Below are 7,876 nucleotides of genomic sequence, written 5' to 3' on the forward strand. Positions count from 1 at the left end.
GAGCCGGAGGGAGTTCTGACCCCGGACCGGTGACGGGCGGAGTCTTCGGCAGCCTTGTTCGTGAGCACAACCGTCTCGGGTTTGCGGTCCAGCTGGCGAGTGTGCGCTACCTGGGGGTGTTCCTGGAGGACTCTGTTGCTGCGCCGACGGCGGTGGTCGACTACCTCACGGGTCAGCTTGGTGTCGGCGATCCCTCGGTGTTGAAGGCGTACGGCGAGAGGGAGGAGACGCGGCTGGAGCATGTGTGGGAGCTGCGTCAGGTCCTTGGCCTGCGGGAGTTCACCGACGCCGAGGCAGAGCTACGGGCTTGGATCGATGCGCGGGCGTGGACGACCGGGGATGGCCCGAAGGTGCTGTTCGACGCGTCCTTGGTTCCCCGGCCTGGTCCTGAACGCCGTCGTGCTGTGGAATACCCGCTACACCGACGCCGCCCTCACCCAACTACGCACGAGGGGGTTCGACGTCCGCGACGAAGACGTCGCCCGTCTCTCACCCTTCGTGCGCGGCCACATCAACATGCTCGGCAAGTACACCTTCCAACTCCCCGACGACCTCTCCGGAGGACTACGCCCCCTACGCGACCAGACGTACTGACCGGAGACGTTGATTGATCGCCTCACTCACCTCGGCTCTGCACGGACCTTGCCGTCGCTGGGGGAATGCCAACCGCCTGAATGCTGTGGCTACTACAGGGAATCTTGGTCACGCTGGCGTGCTCGATTCGCGTCACGAGGAACCACCGGATATCGCTGCGTAACCGGCACCAGCCGATCAGGTACCAACGGCCGTTTCTGGATGCGAACATGACCGGCTCGACGTCGCGGGTCGTCTTGCTGTCGTCACGCGAGATGTAACGGATACGCACGACGCGTTGCTCGGCCATCGCTTCTTCGAGTGCCGATCTGACCGCGCGAACGGAAGACGATGGTGTGTCCACCCAAACGCGACTCGCGAGCTCGTCGGCTTTCGTTCGGGTCCTGGGGTCGAGGACGTCCAGGATCTTCTGAACGCCAGCTGAGGCCAGGTCTGCATAAGGGGCATCGGAGGCAGCTGAGACGGCCGCGAGTAGCGCCACCGCCTGCGCGGGGGTCAGGCTGACCGGCGGGAGGCTCGCCCGAGCGGCTAGACCGTAGCCGCCGCCAGGCCCCGGGCGCGACCAGATCGGCACACCGCTGTTCTCGAGGGCGGTGAGATCTCTCTTGACTGTCCGCACCGACACGCCGAACTCCGCCGCCAGTCGCTCAGCAGTGCATCCACGGGAACCGGCGCGGCGCAGCATCTCGGACAGTGCGTGGAGCCTCTCCGCCCGCTTCACTTCTGCACCCCAGCGAAAATCATGTCAGAAATGGTGACACACCCTTGTCCTAGGGGCATGTGAGCATCGCAGCATGACGACCAAAACGAGCGAACCAACCATCATCCTGATCGCCGGCCACTGGCTGGGGGCGTGGGCGTGGGACGAGGTGGTCGAACACCTGACCGCTGCCGGCCGGCGAGCCATCCCGATGACCCTTCCCGGCCTAGATGAGGGCGACCGCGAACGAGCGTTCAGGTCACTCGACGACCAGGCAGCGGCGATCGAACAGGCCGCCGCTTCCGAAGAACAGCCGGTGGTCATCGTGGCGCACAGCGGAGCCAACGCCCCGGTAAGCCTTGTGCTCGATCAGCGCCCCGAGCTCGTCCGCCGTGTGGTCTGGGTTGACAGCGGGCCGGTAGCGCCCGGAAGCGTCTTCGCTCCAGACATGCCGGACGATCTAGACGAGCTGCCCCTGCCACCCTTCGACGCGCTCGAGGAGCAGGCCAGCCTCGAAGGCTTGAGCCGTCACGTTCTCGAGCGCTTCCGGGCACGGGCCGTCCCGGAGCCCGGTCCCGTGCTTCGCCAGCCAGTGAAACTCACCAACGATGCACGTCTGCAGGTCCCGACCACGGTCGTGTGCTGCTCGATCCCGAGCGCACAGCTGATGGAGCTGGCCAACGCCGGTCATCCAATGTTCGCCGAGGTCGCGAACCTTCAGCACCTTGACCTTATCGATCTCCCGACCGGCCACTGGCCCATGTGGAGTCGCTCCGACGACCTCGCACAGCTCATCGCCGCCGAAGTGACTTTCCGGGTCAGCTGAACCGCGAATTGACATGAGGGGGCCAGTCACATCGGCTGGCCCCCTTCCGTTCCTGAACGACCTCGTGTCTGGCGCCAACGCCGCCCACACCCCACGGCATCGCCCAAAGGTCGCCCGTCTCGTCGTCGAGGCCGTTGCCCTACCTGAAGGGGTAGACCTACAACTCAACGTCGTCGTGCAGCGGGGTCGCGGCCTGCTTGCCATCGGATGAGACCTTCAGGCGACACTCGGGCGTAGCGCGCGAGCGAGGCCACCGAGGTGTGACCGGAGTAGGCCAGCAGTGTGGAAGTGTTCGCACCGTCCTCGGCGGCGTGGGTCAGCGCCCGGGTTCGATCCGGAGTGCGGGGCCGATGCCGGATCCGTCGCAGTGGATCGCCGGTGAGCCATTCCTGACCACGCCACCACGAGGTGGCTGACGACAGGGCGCCCAACCGGGCATTGAACGTCGCCGGCGCCGACGTGCCCCACCGATCGATGAACCAAGCGGATACCCGGTCCGCGCCGGCGTCACCCTCCAAGACCGCCAGCGAACTGCACGGCCCGAACCACGCTGCCAACGCGTTCAGCGCGGTCCGGTATGCACGGGCCGTACTCGTGTTGGCGACCCCGGCGAGAAAGGCAACCGGTGCCGCGACGATCTCTGGCGCCGGGTCGCCGACGTCACGCGGGCGGGACGGCGAACGAGTCGATGGCAGCGATGAACTGGTCGAAGAAGCTGCCGCCGCCGTGGCCGGCATCGTCGACCACGACCAGCCGACTGGTCGCCCATCTGCGGGCGAGTTCCCAGGCCGTGTCGAGCGGCCCGGACACGTCGTATCGGCCGTGGACGAGCACGGCGGGTATCCCGGCCAGCAGGTTCATGCCGTCGCATATCAGGTCGCCGGCGAGAAAGCAGTCGTTGCCCCAGTAGTGGGTGACCATGCGCGCGAAGATCATTCGGAACGTCGGGTCCTGGTATCTCGGGCTCGGCACCCACCCCGGGACCAGGGAGACGTGAGTGTCTTCCCACTCGCACCAGCGCAGTGCGGCCTCCTCGCGAACCGCCGGGTCCGGGTGGGCAAGCAGTCGCGCGTACGCGGTCGCGAGGTTCCCCTCCCGTTCGGCGGCCGGCACGGGCTCGATGAACCGCTCCCACTCCCTCGGGAAGGCCCGGCGCATGTCGCGGGTGATCCACTCGACCTCCGTGCGACTGCCCGAGGTGATCGCGCCCAACGCCATCGCGAGCACCCGGTCGGGATGTGCCTGGGCATAGGCCAACCCGAGGGTGACGCCCCAGGACACCCCGACCACCAACCACCGTTCGATCCCGAGATGCTCACGCAGTCGTTCGATGTCCGCGACCAGACGCGCCGTCGTGTTGGTCGCGAGGTCGTAGTCCGGAGCGTCGGCCCGCGGCCGGCTGCGGCCGCAGCCTCGCTGGTCGAACAGCACGGCACGAAATGCGTTCGGGTCGAAGAACCTGCGCATTCCCGGTGTGCAGCCCGACCCTGGGCCGCCGTGCAGGTAGACCGCGGGGATTCCGGCCGGGTTGCCGACGGTCTCCCAGTACAGGAGGTGGCCCTCGGGAACCGGCAGGAGACCGGAAGCGTACGGATCCACGGCCGGGTATCGCTCAACCATGGGTCGAGTCTGGCAGCGGCGCACAGGCGACGGCTCAGCGCCTCGACGACACTCCCTCGATCGCGGCCAGCTTGTTCGTCAGGTCGGCTCCCACCGCGGCGATGTACGGCTCGTCGACGATCTGGACGTGGTCGCAGCCGACGTGGACGATCTCCAGGTTCTTCACGGCTCCGCCCCAGCCCCCGTCGGGCCGCCTTGTCCCGAATGCCGGCTCGAGCGCGATCTGGTCGTCCAGGTATGTCTCGGCCATGTACAGCACGACATTGCCGTCGTAGGGATCGTCGAGGTCGGTGGCCGGGATGGCCCGGTTGTCGAGCCACGACGTGCGCTGGTGCTCGATGATGCCGGCGGGGATCTTGGCGCCGCTCATCCGGAGCAGGTCCATCAGGATCTTGACCTGCTCCTCGTCGCTGCCGGCGGCGGCGAGCTGGTCGTAGGGCAGCGGGGCGTCGACGTTGTAGGTCTTCTTCGCGAACGCGGCGTACCGCTGCCAGCGGGCCCTGACCTCCTCCGGGGTGTCCTCGACCTTCTCCCCGGGCAGGACGGTGTCGATCAGGCCGACGATCCGGACGTCGGCGCCCTCCTGGCGAAGTCGTTTCGCGACCGCGTACGCGAGTGCGCCGCCGAAGGACCAGCCGTACAACACGAACGGGCCGTCGCCCTGGATCTTGCGCAGCAGGGGGACGTATTCCTCGGCGCGTACCTCGAGTGGCCCCTCCACACGTTCGAGACCGAACATCGGGGTGTGGGCCGGCAGGCGCTTGAGCAGCGGCTCGTACGCGACCGTCGAACCGCCGGCCGGGTGGAACACGAACACCGGCACGGCGTTCGAGCCCTCGGCCCGGGGACGGAGGGTCCGGACGAGGCCGTCGATCCTGAGGCCGTCCTCGAGGTGCCGGCGCACGGATTCGGCGAGCTGCTCGATGGTCTCGGCGTCAAGGACGTCGTCGACGGTGATGTCGCCGCCGGCCCGCTCGGTGAGGCGCGCGGCCAACTTCTCCGCGGTCACGTCGTCGAGGATCGGCAGCGTCGCGAAGATGCTCTTCGCGGACCTGCCGGTGACGACCGCCCACGTCGCGAAGGCGAGCCGTTCCGCCGCGKCGCGCGGCGGGACGTCGATGTCGCCGGACCCGGCGGGCACGTCCTCGGCCACCGGTCCGGGGGCCTCGACCTGCACGTCCTCCCGTTCGAGCTGCTGCTTCGCCGCGAGCGCCGCCACCTCGTCGCGGTTCTCCACGGCGTAGCGCAGGTACTGTGCGACGTCGTGCAGGCTCGCGTCCTTGACCGCGGCGAGCTGCAACTGCGGGATGTCGAACTCGTACTCGACGCGGTTCTTGATCCGCACCGCCATCAGCGAGTCGAGACCCAGCTCGATGAGCGGGATCTCCGCGGGCAGGTCCTCGGCCGCGTAGCCCATGGACTCGGCGACGATGAGAGTCAGCCGGTCGTCGATGGTCTGCGACCCCGTCGGGTCCCACCGGTCGCCGAGGATGTCGACCACTTCGGGAAGCTCCTCCACCCCCGCCGACGTTGCCGTGACCGCAACGACCGGTTCCGGAATCTCCTCGCCCGACGAGACGACGGCCTCACACAGCAGCGCAAATCCCGCCGCATTCACGACAACCGAGGTGGCGTCCTCGGACCTGCAGTGAACCTGAACCGATGCCCCACCCGGGTGCCGCAGCAAGGTCACGCTTAGGGTCCCCGCGGATGGCACGTCGCCATGGCACACGGACGCGACGACAGAGGCCTGCGGAAGCACCTGTGCCGCAACGGTGGTGGCCAGGTCCTCGAAGTCGGAGACGGCCGATGCCGGCAGCTCCCACGCGTGGCGGCCGTCCGGCAGTGCCACCCGCGCGCCCGAGGCCACTGTGCAGTCCGGAGAAACTGTGCAGCCGGGACATTCCGGGGCGTGGGCGGTGCCGCGATCCGCTCGTGCGGTACCGGCCTGAGCCCCGTCCCCGCTGGTCAACTGTCCGTTCGTCATTCAGTCATTCCCTCCCCTGGCGGTGACGTCCGGCCCTTCTTGCGACCCGGCGCCAGCGCAGATGCGCAACCGACAGAACCCGGCATTCGTCCCCACCCCGGATTCAGAACGCGACGATCATGACACGACGACCGCGCCCGAACGCCGATCACGGGAAATCGTCGGTGATTCGGGCGCGCTGACCATCGGGTGCAGAATGGGTCACCGTCGAATCCGTCCCGGGAGGCGATCAGTGACAGCTCGGAAGAACGCCGACACCGCCCCCAAGGTGCGAACCAGCGACGTCATCGCGTTCCGGCTCCGTGCGCACCATCTCACCGGTCGGCAGCCGGCCGACCAGCTGCACGACGTGGCGGGTGCGTGCGGAACTCAGAACAGTCCGCCCGGTTCGGCGTTGCTGGCACTGCATGCCCGCGTCGCGGCCGTGACACCGGACCGCCTCGACCGCCTCGTCGGTGAGGAGAAGAGTCTGCTGCAGACCTGGTGCATGCGCGGCGCGCCGTTCTACTTCCCGACCGTCGACGCGCCTGTCTTCACCACCGGTGTCCTGCCGGCCACCGAAACGGCGCGAGTGCACCTGATCATCGGCGTCGAGGGGGCGCTGACCAAGCTCCGGATGGGTTTGGACGAGGCGGTCGACATCACCGCCGAGGAGATCGGGGCGGTGCTGTCGGGACGGCAGCTGGCAATCAACCAACTCGGCGAAGAACTGGCCGAGCGCATTGCGGGCAGACTCTCGCCCGCCCAACGCAAGACCTGGCAGGCGGTAGGCCCCTACAAGGCGAACAGCTCGCTCGGTGAGGGCGTCGTGCACTTCTGCATCCGGATGCTGGCGCTGCGCGGCATCGTCTGCATCGCGCCGCGGAGCCGGAACAAGGCGCCGTTCGTCCTGCTCGAGGAGTGGCTGGGCCGCCCCCTGCCGAAGGCAGAGCCCAACAGCGCCCGCGCCGGCCTGCTGCGTCGCTACCTGCAGTGTTACGGCCCGTCCACGCCCAAGAATTTCGCCGGGTGGGTCGGTGTCCACGCCGGTGACACGGACCCGTGGTGGAAGATGCTGGAGGGCGAGCTCACCCCCGTCGACCGCGACGGCAGCCGGGCGTGGATCCTCGCCGACGATCTGGACGCCCTGCGGTCGCCGGCGGCCCCGGCGGGCGGGGTGCGGCTGCTACCGCCGGGCGACCCCTACACCCAAATGCGTGATCGGGACACCATCGTCGACGCGAAACACCATCGCGAGGTGTGGAAGTCGGTCGGCGCGCCCGGCGCGGTGCTGGCCGACGGCACGATCGTCGGAACCTGGCGGCCCCGCAAGAGCGGTCGGACGCTGTCCCTGACGGTGACGACTTTCCGGTCGCTGCGCAGCGAGCTCCACGGACAGCTGCGCGTGGAGGCCGACCGCGTCGGCGAGATCCGCGGGGCATCGGTGGTACAGGTCAAGTTCGAGGACGCGGCACAGTGATCGTCGCGGAGCGGAGAGCTGCCGGTCACGTGCCCATGTCCGCCGTGGCCGTTCCGTACTGCGGGCGCCCAGCGGGCCGGCAGACCTGGATCGTCACTCCGCTTGGGGTGGTTCGCGTTTCGACCAGTTCGAGCGCCATGTCCGGGCCGGTGCCGGGGAACAGTCGCGTGCCGTCGCCCACGACCACGGGGAAGGTGAGCAGGTTCATCTCGTCGACGAGGTCGTTGGCGAGCAGCCACCGGATCAGGGCGCCGCTGCCGTGCACCTGCAGCTCCCGACCGGGCAACGCCTTCAACTCGCCGACGGAGGCCGCGACGTCGCGGGCGAGCACAGTCGTGTCCGCCCACCGCGGGTCGGTGAGCGTGGTCGAAGCCACGTACTTGGGCAGCGTGTTCAAGGGCACCGCGATGGGGTTGTCACCCGGATCGGCCATCGCCCCCCAGTAACCGGCAAAGATCTCGTAGGTCCGCCGGCCGAACAGGAACGCGTCTGCGCGCCCGTAGACCTGGTTGACGAACGTCGCGCCCGAGTGGTCGAAGTACGGCACGGTCCATCCGCCCCGCTCGAACCCACCGCTGCGATCCTCGTCGGGCCCGCCCGGCCCCTGCATCACCCCGTCGACCGAGACGAACGTGGTGGTCGTCAGCTTCATGTCGCCGTTCCCTTCTCCCGTTCCGGCGTCGCTCGTCT

General features: G+C 68.4%; 5 protein-coding genes and 3 pseudogenes. 4 read left to right on the plus strand and 4 right to left on the minus strand.

From position 1 onward, the window contains the following. Positions 1-29: 29 nt before the first annotated feature. Positions 30-353: pseudogene (locus tag AC1DWC_RS19560) on the plus strand (DUF4158 domain-containing protein); the annotation flags it as partial. 25 nt (positions 354-378) lie between these two features. Beyond that, positions 379-594 (plus strand): annotated as a pseudogene (locus AC1DWC_RS19565) (Tn3 family transposase); the annotation flags it as partial. A 22-nt stretch (positions 595-616) separates the two neighbouring features. Here AC1DWC_RS19565 and AC1DWC_RS19570 read toward each other — a convergent pair. Further along, positions 617-1,315, minus strand: coding sequence for a helix-turn-helix transcriptional regulator (locus tag AC1DWC_RS19570; RefSeq protein WP_477910681.1), 699 nt, complete (start codon positions 1,313-1,315; stop codon positions 617-619). 73 nt (positions 1,316-1,388) lie between these two features. Between AC1DWC_RS19570 and AC1DWC_RS19575 the strand changes: the two genes are divergently transcribed. After that, positions 1,389-2,120 (plus strand): alpha/beta fold hydrolase, encoded by a 732-nt coding sequence (locus tag AC1DWC_RS19575; RefSeq protein ID WP_477910683.1) that lies wholly within the window; start codon positions 1,389-1,391, stop codon positions 2,118-2,120. A gap of 660 nt (positions 2,121-2,780) precedes the next feature. On the opposite strand, the gene pip is transcribed toward AC1DWC_RS19575, so the two are convergent. Together pip and AC1DWC_RS19585 are read right to left on the minus strand one after the other, a co-directional pair. Next, the gene (gene pip, locus AC1DWC_RS19580; protein ID WP_477910685.1) at positions 2,781-3,740 is read right to left on the minus strand and encodes a prolyl aminopeptidase; all 960 of its coding nucleotides are present in this window, start codon (positions 3,738-3,740) and stop codon (positions 2,781-2,783) included. A gap of 34 nt (positions 3,741-3,774) precedes the next feature. After that, positions 3,775-5,607: pseudogene (locus tag AC1DWC_RS19585) on the minus strand (thioesterase domain-containing protein); the annotation flags it as partial. 352 nt (positions 5,608-5,959) lie between these two features. On the opposite strand from AC1DWC_RS19585, the gene AC1DWC_RS19590 reads away from it, so the two are divergent. Then, a complete protein-coding gene (locus AC1DWC_RS19590; RefSeq protein ID WP_477910687.1) occupies positions 5,960-7,186 on the plus strand; it encodes a winged helix DNA-binding domain-containing protein in 1,227 nt (408 codons plus the stop codon). 25 nt (positions 7,187-7,211) lie between these two features. On the opposite strand, the gene AC1DWC_RS19595 is transcribed toward AC1DWC_RS19590, so the two are convergent. Next, positions 7,212-7,838 carry a dihydrofolate reductase family protein gene (locus AC1DWC_RS19595; RefSeq protein WP_477910689.1) on the minus strand — a complete coding sequence of 209 codons (627 nt, stop codon included), beginning with the start codon at positions 7,836-7,838 and terminating at the stop codon, positions 7,212-7,214. Positions 7,839-7,876: the final 38 nt, after the last annotated feature.

It is taken from the genome of Rhodococcus sp. P4_C10 (assembly GCF_056402135.1).